At 73.7% G+C, this 16106-nt stretch carries 15 protein-coding genes; 11 read left to right on the top strand and 4 right to left on the bottom strand.

Annotated elements, in window-relative coordinates; all coding sequences use genetic code 11:
* Nucleotides 1-1274: aromatic amino acid ammonia-lyase (locus ABZS51_RS26295; protein WP_355446059.1), on the top strand; the 1274-nt coding region annotated here is incomplete at its 5' end.
* Nucleotides 1275-1278: 4 nt separating this feature from the next.
* Here the strand turns inward: ABZS51_RS26295 and ABZS51_RS26290 are convergent.
* Nucleotides 1279-2133 carry an alpha/beta hydrolase gene (locus ABZS51_RS26290; RefSeq protein WP_355446056.1) on the bottom strand — a complete coding sequence of 285 codons (855 nt, stop codon included), beginning with the start codon at nucleotides 2131-2133 and terminating at the stop codon, nucleotides 1279-1281.
* A gap of 47 nt (nucleotides 2134-2180) precedes the next feature.
* On the opposite strand from ABZS51_RS26290, the gene ABZS51_RS26285 reads away from it, so the two are divergent.
* Nucleotides 2181-2783, top strand: a complete 603-nt coding sequence (locus ABZS51_RS26285) for a TetR/AcrR family transcriptional regulator (protein WP_310708852.1) — start codon at nucleotides 2181-2183, stop codon at nucleotides 2781-2783.
* Between the two features lie 12 nt (nucleotides 2784-2795).
* On the opposite strand, the gene ABZS51_RS26280 is transcribed toward ABZS51_RS26285, so the two are convergent.
* Nucleotides 2796-3785 (bottom strand): LacI family DNA-binding transcriptional regulator, encoded by a 990-nt coding sequence (locus tag ABZS51_RS26280; RefSeq protein WP_310708851.1) that lies wholly within the window; start codon nucleotides 3783-3785, stop codon nucleotides 2796-2798.
* Nucleotides 3786-3978: 193 nt separating this feature from the next.
* Between ABZS51_RS26280 and ABZS51_RS26275 the strand changes: the two genes are divergently transcribed.
* Both ABZS51_RS26275 and ABZS51_RS26270 read left to right on the top strand, forming a co-directional pair.
* A complete protein-coding gene (locus ABZS51_RS26275) occupies nucleotides 3979-4869 on the top strand; it encodes an amidohydrolase (protein WP_355446053.1) in 891 nt (296 codons plus the stop codon).
* Nucleotides 4866-5555: a cysteine dioxygenase family protein gene (locus ABZS51_RS26270; protein WP_355446050.1), complete on the top strand. Its 690-nt coding sequence runs from the start codon at nucleotides 4866-4868 to the stop codon at nucleotides 5553-5555. Before ABZS51_RS26275 ends, ABZS51_RS26270 begins: the two co-directional genes overlap by 4 nt.
* A gap of 152 nt (nucleotides 5556-5707) precedes the next feature.
* On the opposite strand, the gene ABZS51_RS26265 is transcribed toward ABZS51_RS26270, so the two are convergent.
* The gene (locus ABZS51_RS26265) at nucleotides 5708-6382 is read right to left on the bottom strand and encodes a (2Fe-2S)-binding protein (RefSeq protein WP_355446047.1); all 675 of its coding nucleotides are present in this window, start codon (nucleotides 6380-6382) and stop codon (nucleotides 5708-5710) included.
* Between the two features lie 126 nt (nucleotides 6383-6508).
* Between ABZS51_RS26265 and ABZS51_RS26260 the strand changes: the two genes are divergently transcribed.
* Entirely contained in the window at nucleotides 6509-7564 is a 1056-nt protein-coding gene (locus ABZS51_RS26260) for a LacI family DNA-binding transcriptional regulator (protein WP_355446044.1), read from the top strand.
* Here ABZS51_RS26260 and ABZS51_RS26255 read toward each other — a convergent pair.
* Nucleotides 7530-8882: an MFS transporter gene (locus tag ABZS51_RS26255; protein WP_355446041.1), complete on the bottom strand. Its 1353-nt coding sequence runs from the start codon at nucleotides 8880-8882 to the stop codon at nucleotides 7530-7532. The two genes, ABZS51_RS26260 and ABZS51_RS26255, sit on opposite strands and share 35 nt — an antisense overlap.
* A 112-nt stretch (nucleotides 8883-8994) precedes the next feature.
* On the opposite strand from ABZS51_RS26255, the gene ABZS51_RS26250 reads away from it, so the two are divergent.
* The 6 genes from ABZS51_RS26250 (at nucleotide 8995) to ABZS51_RS26225 (ending at nucleotide 16087) form a co-directional block, all read left to right on the top strand.
* A complete protein-coding gene (locus ABZS51_RS26250; protein WP_355446038.1) occupies nucleotides 8995-9972 on the top strand; it encodes a DUF5937 family protein in 978 nt (325 codons plus the stop codon).
* A 137-nt stretch (nucleotides 9973-10109) separates the two neighbouring features.
* The gene (locus tag ABZS51_RS26245; RefSeq protein WP_310708844.1) at nucleotides 10110-11069 is read left to right on the top strand and encodes a sugar-binding domain-containing protein; all 960 of its coding nucleotides are present in this window, start codon (nucleotides 10110-10112) and stop codon (nucleotides 11067-11069) included.
* Nucleotides 11070-11408: 339 nt separating this feature from the next.
* Complete coding sequence (locus ABZS51_RS26240; RefSeq protein ID WP_355446035.1) at nucleotides 11409-12500, top strand: sugar ABC transporter substrate-binding protein; 1092 nt, start codon at nucleotides 11409-11411, stop codon at nucleotides 12498-12500.
* Nucleotides 12501-12546: 46 nt separating this feature from the next.
* Nucleotides 12547-13368: an ATP-binding cassette domain-containing protein gene (locus ABZS51_RS26235; protein WP_310708842.1), complete on the top strand. Its 822-nt coding sequence runs from the start codon at nucleotides 12547-12549 to the stop codon at nucleotides 13366-13368.
* Between the two features lie 5 nt (nucleotides 13369-13373).
* On the top strand, nucleotides 13374-14600 hold the full coding sequence (locus tag ABZS51_RS26230) for a sugar ABC transporter permease (protein ID WP_355446062.1): 1227 nt from the start codon (nucleotides 13374-13376) through the stop codon (nucleotides 14598-14600).
* Nucleotides 14600-16087 carry an FGGY-family carbohydrate kinase gene (locus ABZS51_RS26225; protein WP_355446032.1) on the top strand — a complete coding sequence of 496 codons (1488 nt, stop codon included), beginning with the start codon at nucleotides 14600-14602 and terminating at the stop codon, nucleotides 16085-16087. Before ABZS51_RS26230 ends, ABZS51_RS26225 begins: the two co-directional genes overlap by 1 nt.
* Nucleotides 16088-16106 lie beyond the last annotated feature (19 nt).

Below are 16106 nucleotides of genomic sequence, written 5' to 3'. Positions count from 1 at the left end.
GCCGCGTGGAGGTCGTCGCCGGCCCGGCCGGACGGGCGCGCGCCGCCTGGGCCACCGCCCGGGAGCTGACCGGGCCGGTGTACGGCCGGGGCACGGGCGTCGGCGCCAACAAGGACGTGGCGGTCGAGCACGGCGGCCACGACCTGCTGCGCAGCCACGCGTGCGGGGCCGGTCCGCCCGTGCCGCCCGAACGGGCCAGGGCCATGCTGACGGTACGGCTCAACCAGCTCCTGGCGGGCGGGGCGGGGGTGGATCCCGAGGTGCTGCCGGTGCTGGCGTACGCGATCAACGCCGGGTTCACGCCGCCGGTCCGCACGTACGGCGCCATCGGCACCGGCGACCTGACGGCCCTGGCCACCACGGCGCTGTGCCTGCTCGGCGAGCTCCCCTGGCACACCCCGCCCTCCCCCTCACAGGCGCCCCTCTTCCCGCTGGCTCCCGAGGACGCGCTGCCGTTCGTCAGCTCGGGCGCCGCCACGCTGGCCGACGCCGCCATCGCCTGCCACCGGCTGCGCGAGCTGCTCGATGCCGCCGTCGGCGTGGCCGCCCTGTCGTTCGCGGCGGCCGGCGCCTCGGCGGAGCCGCTGGCGGCCGCCGTGCAGGAGGCCCGCCCGCACCCGGGGCAGGCCGCCGTCGCCGAGCGCCTGCGCGCGCTGCACGCTCCCGGCCCGCCCGCGCGCGTCCAGGACCCGTACGGCTTCCGGGCGTTCGCCCAGGTCCACGGGGCCGTGCTGGACGTCCTGGGCCGGGCCGAGCAGACGGTCGAGACCGACCTGAACGCCGCCACCGAGAACCCCCTGATCTCCGGCTCCCTCGCCTGGCACAACGGCAACTTCCACTCGGCACCGGTCGCCCTGGCGCTCGACGCGCTGCGCGCCGCCCTGGTCCAGACGGCGCAGCTCGGCACGGCCCGGCTGGCCACGCTGATGGACCCCGCCCACACGGGCGGACTGCCGTTCCTGGCCGACCGTCCCGGGGCGTCCGGGGCGATGATCCTGGAGTACGTCGCCCAGGACGCCCTCGCCGAGCTGCGCCACCTGGCGACCCCGGTGACGACGGGCACGGCGGTGATCTCCCTGGGCACGGAGGACCACGCGGGCTTCGCCACCCAGGCGGCCCGGCAGGCGCTGCGGTGCGTGGAGCCGTACGAGATCGTGCTGGCCTGCGAGCGCGTCGCCGCGACCCGCGCCCTGGACGGGCCGACCCCGGACCGCCCCCTGACGCAGGACCTCGACGCCGCCCTGTCCGCCCTCCGCACGCCGTCCACCTCTTGAACGCTCACCCGGTCAGGAAGTCGCGGAGGGACGCCACCAGCGCCTCTGGCCGGTCCTCCGGGATGAGCGTGTAGCTGTCGCCGATCTCCACCAGCCGGGCATCCGGGAACAGCGCGGCCAGCCTGGGGCCGTGCTCGCGCGGCATCAGCCGGTCCTCCGCGGCCCACACCACCAGCACCGGCCGGTCGAAGGCGCGCATCCGCTCCGCCCATGCGAGCAGCACCGCCTTCGGCGGGGTGGAGCGAGCGTACGCGGCCAGGTCACGGCGGATCGCCGGGTTCGTCATGGCCGGCCGGAACCAGCCGTCCATGATCTCGTCCGGGATCGGCCGCTTGCTCATCCACCCCCATCCACCGGGGGCCCGGCGCGTCGCCCGAAGACGTAACGCCCGCATGGTCAGCCACAGCCCGCCGGGGATCTTCGCGGCTGTGGCGACGGCGCGGCCCGGCACGCCCGGCGGGTAGTTGTCGAACGCCTCGCACGCCGTGAGCACCAGCCGCCCGACCCGCTCGGCCCGGCCCTCCGAGACGAGCACCTGCGCGCCGCCCCAGTCGTTCAGCACCAGGGTCACCTCCCGCAGGTCGAGCCGCTCCAGGAACTCCCCCACGAGCAACGCGAGACCACGCAGCGACAGGTCGGCGTCGGGCCTCATCGGCCGCCGGTGGCTGCCCAGCGGCAGGGTGGGCAGCACGCACCGGTACTCCCCCGCCAGCCCGGGGACGACCTTCCGCCAGACCGTGGAGTCGATCGTCAGCCCGTGCAGGAAGACGATGACCGGCCCCTCTCCCCCGGTGTCCTCGTACTCGATGACTCCCGCGCTCAGCTCGATCTCCGGCACGCCCGCCTCCGTTCCGTCCATGACCCATGAACTTCTAGATAGATCGCTCTAGCGATAGAGTAGCGACCATGAACGCAGGCCCCGCGACGGGCAGACCGTCTACCAAGGAGCGCATCATGGCCGCCGGCGCCGAGCTGTTCCGGCGTCAGGGCTACACCGGCACTGGGCTCAAGCAGATCGTGGCCGAGGCCGAAGCACCGTTCGGCTCCATCTACCACTTCTTCCCCGGAGGCAAGGAGCAGCTCGGGGCCGAGGTCGTGCGCAGGTCGGGAGCCGGGTACGGGCGCCTGTTCACCGCCGTCATGGAGGAAGCGCCCGATCCGGTGACGGGGGTCCGCGACTTCTTCGCGGGCGCGGCGCGCACCCTGGTGGAGACGGGCTACGCCGACGCCTGCCCGATCGCCACCGTGGCCCTGGAGGTGGCGAGCACCAGCGAGCCGCTGCGCCAGGCCACCGTCGACGTCTTCACCGAGTGGATCGCCCTGGGCACGGGCTTCTTCACCCGGGCGGGGGCCGGTGAGCGGGAGGCCCGCGAGCTGGTGATCACGTTGCTGTCGGCGCTGGAGGGCGCGTTCGTGCTGAGTCGGGCGCTGCGCACCACCGAGCCCCTGGAGATCGCGGGCGAGTCGATCGCGGCACGCACCGCCGCCCTCTTCACCCCCACTCCCTGACGCCAGGTCCGCTCAGGTCAGGTCGCGGACCGAGCCACGCTCCTTGAGGGTCGGCCGCTGGACGACGCGGCGGCGGCGCGCGCCCCCGTCGGCCGCCGCCGACACCAGCCGCACGGCCGCCTTGACGATGCCGTCGATGTTCCAGTCCACCGTGGTGAGCCCCGGCGTGAGCAGCCCGGACATCGGGTGGTCGTCGTATCCCATGACCGAGATGTCGCCGGGCACCGACAGGCCGAGATCCCGGGCCGCCGCATAGACCCCGTACGCGATCGAGTCGGAGAAGCAGAACACCGCCGACGGGCCGCCCGGGCGCAGCGCGTGGTGCGCGGCCTCGGTGGCTGCGGCCAGGCCGTGGGGGGCGATGACCACCTCGATGTCGAGCCCCAGCCGCTCGGCCTCGGCCGTGACGTGCACGTCGGCGGGGCGGTCGGGGGTGCTGTCGCGGGTGGGGGTCAGCACGGTGACCCGCTGGTGCCCCAGCTCGCGCAGGTGCTCCAGGGCCAGCGTGACGCCGCTGCGGTTGTCGAAGACGACCTCGGCGGCCGTGCCCGCCAGCGAGTCGCCGATCGCCACGACCGGCACGGTCTCGCACAGCTCCGGCCAGAACGGCGCCGCCGGGTCGAGCGGCTGCACGATCATGCCGTCGACCCGCTGGTCGCGCAGCTGCTGGGCGAGCGCCCGCTCGCGGGCGGGGTCGCCGACGGCGTCGAGGATGAGGGCGTAGCGGTCCTTCTCGCGCAGCCCCCTGCTGATGCCGACGGCCAGCGACTGCTGCCAGAGGTCTTCGAGGGAGCCGCACAGCAGCCCGATCATGCCGGTGCGCCCGCTGGCCAGGGCGCGGGCGATGGGATCGGCCTCGTAGCCGAGCTCGTCGGCGGCGGCGCGCACCCGCTCCATGGTCTCCTCGGAGACCTGCAGGCCACGTAGCGCGTAGGAAACGGCCGCCGGCGACAGGCCGGTCGCCTTGGCCACTTCCCGGATCGTCGCTCTCTTCCGGGGCATTGAATCAGCCTATTGCGTGGCGCTGACAGAAACCCGCACCCACGGAGGTTCGTGACCCTCACCCGTTGACATGTCGGAGGTGAAGCGGTTCACTGAACCGTATCACTGAAACGGTTCACCACCCTTCGTGGCGTTTCGGTCGATCAGTAACCTATATTATCAGTAGGAAATGCCGGGAGGAGGCGATCAAGTCGTGACCATCGACGTGCACCAGCACCTGTGGACGCCCGAGTTCATCGAGGCTCTGCGCGCGCGCACGGCCCCTCCCCGCCTCGACGGCTGGACCCTGTACCTCGACGGCGAGCCTCCCTACGAGGTGAACCCGGCCGACCACGGGCCCCGCGACACCACGGGGCTGGAGCTGGCGCTGGTGTCCCTGTCGAGCCCGCTCGGCATCGAGCTCCTGCCGCCGGAGGAGTCCTGGCCGCTGATCGACGCCTACCACGAGGGCGCGCTCGCCCTGGGCGAGCCGTTCGGCGCGTGGGCCGCCACCTGCCACGCCGACCCCGACCCCGGCCGCCTGGCCGACGACCTCGACCGGGGGTTCGCCGGGCTGCAGATCCCGGCCACGGCCGTTCCGGACGACCGGCTCCTGAAGGTCCTCACCGAGCGCGACCTGCCCCTCTTCATCCACCCGGGCCCCGCCGCACCGCCCCACCCGGGCGGCCCGGTGCAGCCGCAGCCGGGCGGGACGCCGCCGTGGTGGCCGGCCGTCGTGCCGTACGTGCAGCAGATGCACGCGGCCTGGCACTACTTCCACGCCGTCGTCCGCCCGCGCCACCCCACGCTGCGCGTCTGCTTCGCGCTGCTCGCGGGCCTGGCGCCGCTCCACGCCGAGCGCCTGATCGCCCGGGGCGGCGGCGGGCGCGGCCGGGTCGATCCCGGCTTCTTCGTGGAGACGTCCTCGTACGGCCCGAGGGCGATCGACGCGATCGTCCGTGAACTGGGCGTCGACGTCGTCGTCAACGGCTCCGACGCCCCCTACGCCACCGCACCCGACCCGGGCCTCGGCGCGGCCGCCGCGCACGCCATCCGGGTCACCAACCCCCGTCGTCTACTCGCCAGAAAGGAGACTCGTACGTGAACGAGGGCACTCGACCCACCGGCACCGTCGGTGACCCGGCCGTCAACCTCGCCAGTGACCCGGCCATCGACCACGGCAGCGCGCGCCAGACCCAGGACGGGGGCGTCTGTGCCGACCTGCCGGAGCGGACGCTCGACCGGCGGGAGCTGCGCGGCCTGGTCGACACGCTGGCCGCCCACCCGCAGGAGTGGGAGCACGAGGTGGACTTCCCCGCCGACGGCGGCCGGCACTACGCCTCGCTCTACCGGGACGCGTACGTGGACGTGTGGCTGCTGTGCTGGCGGCCCGAGGACGACACGGGCTGGCACGACCACGACGTGTCGTCCGGAGCCGTGCACGTGGTGCGGGGCGCGCTGCTGGAGTGCAACCCGCGCATCGGCGGCGAGCACCTGGAGACGGTGGTGCCCGAGGGGCGCTCGTTCTCGTTCGGTCCCGACCACATCCACCGGCTGACGGGCGCGACGGACGGCAGCGTCTCCATCCACGCGTACTCGCCGCCGCTGTGGCGGCTCGGGCAGTACTCGATCGACGGCACCGGCGTGATGCGCCGCGTCTCGGTCAGCTACGCGGACGAGCTGCGGCCCCTCGACGACATGGCGCCGCCGGCTGACGAGGCCGTCGCCCGGAGCGGCGCGGGCACACAGACCTCGCCGGAGCCGGAGCTGGGGGACGCGGCCGTCGCCTGAGGCGACGGCCGTCCACGGGCGTGGCCGGCTGGGAGAACAGCCGGCCACGGACGGAAAAGGCCACGCCCGGAAAGGCCACACCCGGAAAGGCCAGGCCCGGAAAGGCCAGGCCCGGAAAGGCCACGCCCGGAGAAGGCCACGGACGCGGGCGGCTACGGACGCGGGCGGAGCACGCAGCAGCTTCCGCACGCCTCGGCGTCGGGCAGGGTCACCCACAGGCAGCAGGTCCTGCGGAAGTACGCGTCGCCGGCGGGCTCGACGAGCCCGTCGACCGGCCGCCCGATCGCGCGCAGCAGCGCCATGTAGTCGCCGGGCACCATGAGGGTCAGCGGGTGGGCGAACGCCTCGGCCGTCGAGCCCCACAGGGTGCGCTCGCCCACCTTCGCCATCCCGCTGAGAATCCGCACCAGCGGCGCCTGCGACTCGGCGAGCGCCTCGCGGATCGCCTCCGGCCCGGAGCCGTGGCGCACCCGCGTGGCCCCGATCGTCACCCCGGCCTCGGAGACCTTGAAGTACGTCTCGGCGAGCGGCATGACGGGGATCGGCGCGCCGAGCGCCCAGGCCAGCGCCATCGGCATGGTGTGCCAGTAGCCGTACGTCTTCCAGAACAGCGCCGCGCCGACGTGACGCGGGGCGCTCCAGCGGGCGGCGGTCTGCTCCACGAGCTCGTCCAGCAGCGTGTACGGCGGGCGGAGCAGCTCGGCGGCGGGCGTCCACGTCTCGTCGGGCGTGACGAGGAGGCCGGGCGGGACGCCGATCACCCCGCCCCGCTCGGCCGCGACGCGCTCCAGCACCCCGGTGACATCGCGTACCTCGGTCGCCACCACGCCGCCGCACCCCCGCCTCGATAGGTAAGCCTTACCTAAGGTATCAGCAGTTTCCACTCCAAGGTCAACCGCGCCGACCGAGGTGACAACGTTGTCCACACTGCCGGCATGGGACATGATCCAGGCGTGAGACCGACGATGAAGGACGTGGCCTCGGCCGCCGGCGTGGCGCTCAAGACCGTGTCCCGGGTGGTGAACGGCGAGCCCGGCGTCCACCCCGGCACGGCCGAGCGGGTGCGCGAGGCCATCGACCGCCTCGGCTACAGCCGCAACGAGAGCGCCCGCGTGCTCCGGAGGGGTCACACCTCCACCGTCGGCCTGGTCATCGAGGATCTCGCGGACCCCTTCTACGCGGCGCTCGGCCGGGCCGTCGAGGACGTCGTCATCGGACAGGGCTGCCTGCTGCTGAGCGCGTCGTCGAGCGAGGACCCGGACCGGGAGCGGGAGCTGGTGCGCACGTTCTGCGCGCGCCGGGTCGACGGGCTCATCGTGGTGCCGGCCGGGCACGACCACTCCTACCTGCGGCGGGAGCTGGAGGCGGGCACGCCGGCGGTGTTCGCGGACCGGCCGCCGGGGCCGGGGATCGACGTGGACACCGTTCTGTGCGACAACGCGGGCGGCGCGGCTCTGGCGACCCGGCACCTGCTCGCGCACGGGCACCGCAGGATCGCCTTCCTCGGCGACCACCCGTCCATCTTCACGGCCGCGCGGCGGCTGCACGGCTACCGCTCCGCGCTGGGCCACCTGTACGACGAGCGGCTGGTGTCCATGCGGACGCCCTCGCCGGACGGCGTGCGGGCCGACCTCGACCGCATGCTGACCCTGGACCGGCCGCCCACGGCGCTGTTCACGGGCAACGGAAGGCTCACGGTGACGGCGCTGCGCGCACTGGCGGGCCGGACGTCGGCGGGCCGGACGACAGCGGGCCGGACGACAGCGGATGGAACGACAGCGGGTGGAACGGCGACAGGGCAGCCGATCGCGATGGCCGGGTTCGACGACTTCGAGCTGGCCGACCTGCTGACGCCCGGCGTGACCGTGGTGGCCCAGGACCCGGCGGGGATGGGCCGGATCGCCGCCGAGCTGCTGTTCCGCCGCCTGTCGGGCGACGGCGACCAGCCGCGGCACGTCACCCTCCCGGTGCGCCTCATCCCTCGCGGCTCGGGTGAGCTGCCCCCGTGACCTCCCGTACAGGACCGCCTCCGGCCGCGGGCCGCAGCACGCGGGCGAGGGCCAGCGCCGCCACGACACCGGCCGCGCCCGCCGCGGCGATCGCCATCCCTGGCCCGGCCGCCTCGCCGAGCACCCCCACCAGCGCCGCGCCCGCCGCCTGACCGGTCATCAGCCCCGCCGACAGCAGCCCGAACGCCTGCCCGCGCGCCTCCTCCGGAACGGCCTCCAGGAACCTGCGCTGCAACCCGAGCTGGTACGCCAGCCCCGACGTGGCCACCGCCGCCAGCACCGACGCCCATCCCATCTCCGGGCCGGCCAGGAACCCCAGCCACGGCAGCCCGAGCAGCACGGCGAGCGGCAGCGACAGCCGCTCCCTGAGGCCGGGCGCCGCGAACCGGCCGACCGCGAACTCCCCGGCCGCCATGCCCACGGCCGCGGCCGCCAGCACCGTCCCGGCCCGCCCCTGCCCGCCGAGGTACGGCACGACCATCGCCTCGGCCCCGGCCAGGCACGCGGGCGGCAGCCAGCTGGCCAGCAGCAGCCCCCGCACCCGCCGGTCCCGCAGCAGCAGCCCGTTCACCCGCAGCGTCACCCGCACCGCACCACCCGGGGCCCCCTGACCGGGCCCGTCAGCGGGCCCACCCTCGGGACCGTCCCCGGCCTGGTCCGCGGACGCCGCGTTCCTGGCCTGATCCGCGGACGGCGCGTTCCTGGCGGGGGCGGCGGACGTCGCGTTCCTGGCGGGCCGGCGCGGCAGCCCCACCCACAGCACCGCCGCGCCCATCGCCGCCAGGGCCGCCGTGACCCCGAGCGCGCCGCCCGGCCCCGCCGCCGCGAGGAACGCCCCGCCCAGCGCGAGCCCCGCGATCTGCGCCCCCGCCGAGGTCACCCCCATGAGGGAACGGGCCAGCACGAACCCGTCCCCCGGCAGCACCTCGGGCAGCATCGCGCTGCGCGCCGCGCCGAACACCGGCGAGAACAATCCCGTCACCAGCACCAGCGCCAGCATCGCCCACACCGGCAGACCCCCGTAGGCGAGCGCCAGGCAGACCGCCACCCTGACCAGCTCCCCGGTCACCATGAGCGGCCGGGCGGGCAGCCGGTCGGCCAGTGACAGCAGGAAGATCCCGCCGAGGATGTACGGCAGCCACCCGGCCATGTACGCGGCGGCCGACAGCCCCGGCGACCCCGTCCGCGCGTACACCAGCACCGACAGCGCCAGCATCTTGACCGAGTCGCCCGCGATCATCAGCGCGAAGCTGCCGAACAGCACCCGGAACTCCCGGACCGCGAAGACCTCGCCGAACGTCGCCCCGCGTTCACTCACACCGCACTCCCTCACTCACCGCGTCCTCACTCACCGCGTCGGCCCCCATGGCCGAATCCCGATGCTCGCGGGCGCCCCCGGCGCAGGCGAACTTTTCGGATATAACCGAAAGGTGTTTACGATCGAGGTCACCCCGCAGGACGTGGCCGCCAGCCGGTTCGCCGTCTCGCCGCTGATCGAGACCATGCACGCCCAGTGGGTCCTGGCCGGACGGGTCGAGGCGGGTCCGCACCGGCACTGGGCCGAGCGGTGGCGCGGGCCGTACCTGGAGCTCGAACGCGCCCTCCCCGCGCTGCGCGCCACGGCCGCGATCACCGGCAACCGGGGCGACAACGTGGACTTCGTCGCCCCGCCGCCCGCCGGGATGAGCGTGCCGTTCGAGACGGAGCTCGCGGCGATGCGCGCCACCCCGGTCGCGCAGGCGCACGCGGAGATCACCGCGGTGCTGGCCGGGCGGCCGCCGGTGCCCGCGTGGGTGCGGGAGCTGCTGCTCGGGCCGGACGTGGTGGGAGTGCTGGCGGACGCGTTCGAGGTGCTCTGGCGGGAGGTCGTCTCGCCGTCCTGGCCGCGCTTCCACGCGACTCTGGAGCGGGACGTGATCCAGCGGGCCGGGCGGCTGGCCACGTACGGCTGGGCCGCGGCGCTCGGCGACCTCAGCTCGCAGGTGCGCTGGCGCGAGGGCCGCATCGAGATCCGGATGGGCCGCGCCGACAAGCACCACCGGCTGGGCGGGCGCGGGCTGCTGTTCCTGCCGTCGGTGTTCACGGGCAACGTCGGCGCGTACCTGGAGGAGGCGTGGCCGTACGCGCTGGTCTACCCGGCGCGGGGGGTGGCGGTGGAGCAGCCGGAGGCGGACGCGGGCCTGGCGGCGCTCGTCGGCCGCACCCGCGCCCGCATCCTGGCCGAGCTGGCCGTGCCTGCCACGACCACGCACCTCGCGGCCCTGCTCGGGCAAAGTCTCGGCACCACGGGCGGGCATCTCGCCGCGCTGCGCGGCACGGGGCTCGTGGCCGGCACCCGCTCCGGCCGTTCCGTCCTCTACGCGCGCACGCCGCTCGGGGACGCGCTGGTCGCCGGGGCTCTTCCCTGAGGCCCGTCACGTCCCGGCCGCGGGCTCGCTAGCCTTTGCTCGGGGGGCACAGAGGTATAGTCGGTGCGCATCCGTTCTGCACACGTGTTCACGCACCTGATCCGGCAGTTGAACTCGCACCCAGGGAGACCGCGCGCATGAATGCCGCCGACGTCGCACCGGAGGTCCAGACCCGGTTCCCTCAGGAGCTGATGTACGCGGCCGCCTCCCAGTACTACCTGGAGGACGCGACGCAGGCCGACATCGCCAAGCGGCTGGGCGTGAGCAGGGCGACCGTGAGCCGCCTGCTGACCGAGGCGCGGCGCCACGGCATCGTCGAGATCCGGGTCCACCGCCCCGCGACCCTGGAGGAGGGCCCGCTCGCCGCCGAGGTGGCCGAGGCCCTGCGGCTCCAGCGCGTCTACCTGGTGCCCAAGGTCAGCGGGCCGGCACTCGGCCCGTGGCTGGCCCCCGGCCTGGCCAGGGCCCTGACGGGCGTCGGGCTGAGATCGGGTGACACGGTGCTCGTCTCCTCCGGCAGCACGGTGTACGAGTGCGCGCGCGAGAGCCTGGGCCACTTCCCCGGCGTGACGATCGCGCCGGCCGTGGGCGGGCAGGAGGACCCGCAGCCCTGGTTCCAGACCAACGAGACCACCCGCCTGCTCGCCGAGCGGGTCGGCGGCGTGCCCAGCTACCTCTACGCGCCCGCCCTGCCGGGGCCGGAGCTGTTCTCCTCCCTCCAGCACGAGCCGTCGGTGCGCCGCGTCATGGACCTGTGGGCGCACGCCAAGTGCGCGATCGTCGGCGTGGGCTCGCCCCCGCTGATGCGGCAGGTCACGCCCGCCTTCGTGCCCCGCTACGCCGACAGCCTGCGCCACGCCGTGGGTGACGTCTGCTCGCGCTTCTACGACCGCGACGGCGAGCCGGTGAGCTACCCCGGCAGCGAGCGGCTGGTCGCCACCGGCCTGGAGGAGCTGCGCCGCATCCCGTTCTCGATCGCGGTGGCGGCCGGCCCGGAGAAGGTCGTGTCCATCGTCGCCGGCGCCAGGGGCGGCTACTTCAACCAGCTCGTCACCGACGCCCTCACGGCCGAGAGCCTGCTCGCCGCCACCCGCTGAGCCGGCCTCCGAGCCGGCCCCCGAGCCGGGGCCTCCGGCCCGCGGTCCCGGGCCGCGACCCCGGGCCGCGATCCCCTGCTGTCACGGCGCATCCGCTCCGCCGCGCCCGTCCCCGCTCCGTCCTTCCCGGCTTCGTCATGCCTTCCCGCGGCTCACTCCAGGTGAACCGCAGGTCAAACGCATGGAAATACCGTGAACACTTTTGCTGGACAAATATTCCGCAAGCGCGCTAGCGTGAAACGCACCACAGCACGGTGCCGTTTGTGCGGTCCGTGCGTGGCCGGGATCCCGACCCCGACCGGCTCCGCGAGGACCTAGCAAGTAGTGAGGAAGCGACCCGTGAACAGAGCCAAGATCCGGACCTCCGCGTTCGCCGCGGCGGCAGTCGTCGCCGCCGTCTCCCTGACCGCCTGTGGCTCCGGCTCCAGCGGCGGGGGCGGCAGCACCGCCTCCAGCGGCGGCGGCGTGGAGAACGCCAAGGTGGCCTTCCTCATGCCGGACCTGGCCTCCACCCGGTACGAGCTGGCCGACAAGCCGCTGTTCGAGGCCAAGATGAAGCAGCTCTGCCCGAGCTGCACGGTCATCTACCAGAACGCCGACTCCGACGCCGCCAAGCAGCAGCAGCAGGCCAACTCCGCGCTCGCCCAGGGCGTCAAGGCCATCGTGATCGACCCGGTCGACTCCGCCGCGGCGGCCACGATCGTCAAGTCCGCGCAGGCCCAGCAGGTGCCGGTCATCGCCTACGACCGGCCGATCCCGGCCACGCCCGCCGACTACTACGTCTCGTTCGACAACGAGAAGATCGGCGCCATGATCGCCCAGTCGCTGGTCGACCACCTGAAGTCGCAGAACGCGCAGGGCGGCCTCCTCCAGGTCAACGGCTCCCCCACGGACGCCGCGGCCGGCCTGATCAAGAAGGGCATCCACAGCGCCGTCGACCCCAGCGGCTTCAAGCTGCTGGCCGAGTACGACACCCCCGACTGGCAGCCGGAGAAGGCGCAGACGTGGGTCAGCGGCCAGATCACCCGCTTCAACGACCAGATCGTGGGCGTGGTGGCCGCCAACGACGGCACCGGCGGCGGTGCGATCGCCGCGTTCAAGGCCGCGGGCGTGAAGGTGCCGCCGGTCACGGGCAACGACGCCGAGGTGGCCGCCGCCCAGCGGATCATCGCGGGCGACCAGTTCAACACCATCTCCAAGCCCATCAAGATCGTGGCCGAGGCGGCGGCGAACGTCGCCTTCCAGTTCATGAAGGGCGAGAAGCCGGCCGGCAAGACCACCCTCTACAACACCCCGTCGGAGCTGTTCGTCCCCACGGTCGTCACCAGGGAGAACATCAACGAGGTGCTGTTCCAGAGCGGGATCATGAAGGCGGCGGACGCCTGCACGGGCGCGTACGCCAAGGGCTGCGCCGAGCTCGGGATCAAGTAGCCCTTGATCAGGCAGCGCGGCATCAAGTAGACCGACAGGAGATTCCTTGTCCTCCATCCGGCAGAAAGACGGCGAGCAGGCGGACGCCCCGCGCGCCGAGAGCGTCCTGTCACTGCGCGGGATCAGCAAGACCTTCGGCGCCGTCGCCGCGCTGACGGACGTCGAGCTGGACGTGGCCGCCGGTCAGGTCGTGGCCGTCGTAGGCGACAACGGCGCCGGCAAGTCCACCCTGGTCAAGATCCTGTCAGGGGTGCACCCCCCGGACTCGGGCACGATCACGTTCGCGTCGCGTGAGGTGCACATCCCGACGCCGGCGGCGGCGCACAAGCTGGGCATCGCCACCGTCTTCCAGGACCTCGCCCTGTGCGAGAACCTCAACGTGATCCAGAACCTCTTCCTCGGCCAGGAGATGCGTCCCCTCCGGCTCAACGACGTGGCGATGGAGACCCGCTCGTGGGAGCTGCTGCGGCAGCTCTCCGCGAAGATCCCCAGCGTTCGGGTGCCGGTGGCGTCGCTGTCCGGCGGCCAGCGGCAGACGGTCGCGATCGCCAGGTCGCTGCTCGGCGACCCGAAGGTCATCATCCTCGACGAGCCGACGGCGGCGCTGGGCGTCGCCCAGACGGCCGAGGTGCTCAACCTCGTCGAGCGGCTCCGTGAGAACGGCCTCGGCGTCATCATGATCAGCCACAACATGGCCGACGTGAAGGCCGTGGCCGACACCGTGGCCGTGCTCCGGCTCGGCCGCAACAACGGTGTCTTCGACGTGGCCGACGTCTCCACCGAGGACATCATCGCCGCCATCACCGGCGCCACCGACAACGTGGTGACGCAGCGGCAGGCGCGCAGCAAGGAAGGGCTCTCGTCGTGAACAGCATGGTCACCACCGATCGCCAGGACGAGCGGCTGCAGAGCCGCACCGGGCTGCGCGGCGCGATCACCGACGTGGTGGAGCGCGCCCGGGGCGGCGACCTGGGCGTGATCCCCGTCGTGGTCGGCCTCGTCGTGATCTGGACGGTGCTCCAGATCCTCAACCCGGTCTTCCTGTCCAGCGCCAACCTGGTGAACCTCACGCTGGAGTCGGCCGCGGTCGGCGTCATCGCGCTCGGCATCGTCTGCGTGCTGCTCGTCGGGGAGATCGACCTGTCGGTCGGCTCGGTCAGCGGCCTGTCCGCCGCGGTGCTCGCGGTCCTGTTCGTCGGGCAGGGGCTACCGGTGTGGCTGGCGATCGCCGCCTCCGTGATCATGGGCGCGGTGATCGGCTGGGTGTACGCCCAGCTGTTCAACCGGTTCGGGGTGCCGAGCTTCGTCATCACGCTGGCCGGCCTGCTCGCCTTCCTCGGGCTCCAGCTCTACGTGCTGGGCACCAGGGGCTCGATCAACCTGCCGTTCGACTCGGGCCTGGTGGCCTTCGCCCAGCTCGACTTCGTGCCCGCGTGGCTGTCGTACACGTTCGCGGTGCTCGCGGCGGCCGGGCTGTTCGCCACCGGCTACCTGCACGCCCGCGAGCGTCACCGGGCGGGGCTGTCGGCCAAGAGCGTGCCGATGCTGGCCGCGCGGAGCGTGGCGCTGCTCGTCGTGCTGCTGTTCGTGGTCTGGTACCTCGGCCAGACGCGCGGCGTGGGCTGGATGTTCGTGTTCTTCGTCGCGCTCGTCCTGATCATGCACTACATGCTGTCGCGGACGAAGTGGGGCCGGTCGGTCTACGCCGTCGGCGGCAACGTGGAGGCGGCCCGGCGGGCCGGCATCAACGTCAGGGCCGTCTACACCTCGGTGTTCGTGCTCTGCTCGTCCTTGGCCGCCGTGGGCGGCATCCTGGCCGCCGCCCGGCTGGCCGCGGCCAACCAGAGCAGCGGCGCGGGCGACGTCAACCTGAACGCCATCGCGGCGGCGGTCATCGGCGGGACGAGCCTGTTCGGCGGGCGCGGCACCGCGTTCGGCGCGCTGCTCGGCATCATCGTCATCCAGTCCATCTCCTCCGGCCTGACGCTGCTCAACCTCGACTCCTCCATCCGCTTCGTCGTGACGGGCGTCGTGCTGCTGCTGGCCGTGGTCGTGGACTCGGTGGCGCGCAAGTCCCGCACCTCTCACGGAAGGGCCTGATGGCGGCCATCTGCGTCGACGCCGGCACCACGGTGATCAAGGCGGTCGGCTACGACGAGGAGGGCGCCGAGGTCGCGGTCGCCCGCCGGGAGACCCGCGTGTCCCGGCCCCTGCCCGGGCACACCGAGCAGGACATGGACGACGTCTGGGACGCCGTCGCGCACACCGTGCGTGAGGTGGCGTCCCGGATGGACGGGCCGGTCGACTTCGTCGCCCTCACCGCGCAGGGCGACGGGGCCTGGCTCGTCGGCCCCGACGGCCGCCCGACCGGCCCGGCGGTCCTGTGGAACGACGCCCGCGCCGCCGCCGTGGTGGAGCGCTGGGCCCACTCCGGGCTGTCGGAGCGGGCCTTCCGGATCAACGGCTCGTCGGCCGCCTCCGGGCTGCCGCACGCCATCCTCACCTGGCTGCGCGAGCACGACCCCGACCGGCTCGACCGCTCGGCCGCGCTCCTGACGTGCGGCGGGTGGATCTTCTCCCGGATGACCGGGGAGATCGCGGCCGACGAGTCGGACGCCTCGGCCCCGTTCATGGACCTGCGGACCCGCGCCTACTCCACCGAGCTGCTGGGGCTGTTCGGCCTGGAGTGGGCGGCGCGGCTGCTGCCGGAGGTGCGCGACGACGAGCACCGGGTGGCCGGGCTGACCGCCGAGGCGGCCGGGCCGCTGGGGCTGCCGGCCGGGACCCCCGTCGTGATGGCCCCCTACGACATCGTCTCCACCGCCATCGGCGCGGGGGCCGTGCGCGCCGGCCAGGCGTGCAGCATCCTCGGCACCACGCTGTGCACCGAGACGGTCGTGGCCGAGCCCGAGCTGGACGGGCCGCCCGTGGGCATCACCATCGCCGTTCCCGGCGGCTACCTGCGGGCCTTCCCCACCTTCGCCGGGGTCGAGGTGCTGCACTGGGTGTGCCGCATGCTCGGGCTCCCGGGCCCGGCCGAGCTGGGCGAGCTGGCCGCCGGCGCGCCGCCGGGCGCCGCCGGGCTGGCGTTCCAGCCGTACTTCTCGCCGGCGGGCGAACGGGCGCCGTTCTCCGACCCGCTGGCCCGCGGCGCCTTCCTGGGCATGTCGTTCGAGCACGGCCGCGAGCACGTCGCGCGGGCCGTGCTGGAGGGACTGACCCTCGTCGTCCAGGACTGCCTGGCCGCCACCGGCGCCCCGGCCCGCGAGCTGCGGGTGTGCGGCGGCGGCTCCGCCAGCGACCTGTGGGTCCGGATGATCGCCGACGTCAGCGGCGTGCCCGTGCTCCGCTCGGGCGACGCGGAGGTCGGCGCCCGGGGCGCCTACCTCGTCGGGCTGGCCGCCACCGGCGCCGCCTCCGGGATCGCGGCCGCCGCCGACCGGCACGTACGGCTGCGCGACGCCGTACGGCCCGAGCCCGGCGCGTACCGGACCGCGTACAAGGACTTCCTCGCGCTGCGGGAGACCACCGCCGGGTCGTGGCCGCTGCTGGCCGAGATGCGCACCCGCACGGGGAGCCGGTCGTGACGGGGAGCCTGGTGATGAC

This window comes from Nonomuraea sp. NPDC005501 (assembly GCF_040605905.1).
Classification (GTDB): Bacteria; Actinomycetota; Actinomycetes; order Streptosporangiales; family Streptosporangiaceae; genus Nonomuraea.
This window is presented reverse-complemented; position numbering and strand designations above follow the sequence as displayed.

Excerpts from the sequence above, each read along its gene's own strand:
- ABZS51_RS26290 (WP_355446056.1), bottom strand. The coding sequence starts at position 2,133 with ATGGACGGAACGGAGGCGGGCGTGCCGGAGATCGAGCTGAGCGCGGGA.
- ABZS51_RS26285 (WP_310708852.1), top strand. The coding sequence starts at position 2,181 with ATGAACGCAGGCCCCGCGACGGGCAGACCGTCTACCAAGGAGCGCATC.
- ABZS51_RS26280 (WP_310708851.1), bottom strand. The coding sequence starts at position 3,785 with ATGCCCCGGAAGAGAGCGACGATCCGGGAAGTGGCCAAGGCGACCGGC.
- ABZS51_RS26245 (WP_310708844.1), top strand. The coding sequence starts at position 10,110 with ATGAATGCCGCCGACGTCGCACCGGAGGTCCAGACCCGGTTCCCTCAG.
- ABZS51_RS26230 (WP_355446062.1), top strand. The coding sequence starts at position 13,374 with ATGGTCACCACCGATCGCCAGGACGAGCGGCTGCAGAGCCGCACCGGG.
- ABZS51_RS26225 (WP_355446032.1), top strand. The coding sequence starts at position 14,600 with ATGGCGGCCATCTGCGTCGACGCCGGCACCACGGTGATCAAGGCGGTC.